Source organism: Corallococcus llansteffanensis, assembly GCF_003612055.1.
Classification (GTDB): Bacteria; Myxococcota; Myxococcia; order Myxococcales; family Myxococcaceae; genus Corallococcus; species Corallococcus llansteffanensis.
Map to the genome: position 1 here is coordinate 1 of NZ_RAWB01001158.1, position 523 is coordinate 523.

A 523-nucleotide genomic window follows, 5' to 3' on the forward strand; every position below is an offset into this window, starting at 1 on the left:
GTGCAGAGCGGACACGCGGGCGGGGCGTGGGGGGCGTCGCGGCGGTGCAGGTCGAGGATGGCGCGGGAGACATCCGCCAGTTCGCGGCGCACCTCGCGGCGGGCGCCCTTCACGCGCTGGATGCGCATGTCGTCGTAGCCGGTGGTCTGGTGTCGCATCCAGGCGATGACGGCGGCCTCGGCGCGCCGTTCGATGGGGATGCGCTCCGTGCGGGCCACGGTGCCGCTGCCCACGGGCGTGGCGTGGCCGGCGACGAGGACGGCCATGCGCTTGGCGTGAGGCAGCCAGGCCGGACTGAAGGCGAGGAAGCGCAGCACGGCGTTGGCGAAGTCGACCTCGTACTCCTCCTGCTCGCGGGCGCGGCGCTCGCGGCCCTGGGCCAGCTTCTTCGCGTAGGCGGGGGTGGCGCGCTCCGAGTCGAGCACGGCGCGGGCGTGGACGATGTGGGCCTCCGGGGCCCAGACGCCGCGGGAGAAGAGCTTGCGGCCCACCTTCTCCACCACGGTCCAGGTGGGGCCGGCGG

Annotated in this window: 1 protein-coding gene; it reads right to left on the reverse strand. The window is 75.0% G+C overall.

The features are described 5' to 3' along the window. Positions 1–523, reverse strand: a 523-nt coding sequence (locus D7V93_RS43905) for a DUF2293 domain-containing protein (RefSeq protein ID WP_120648745.1), incomplete at both ends; no start/stop codon positions are given.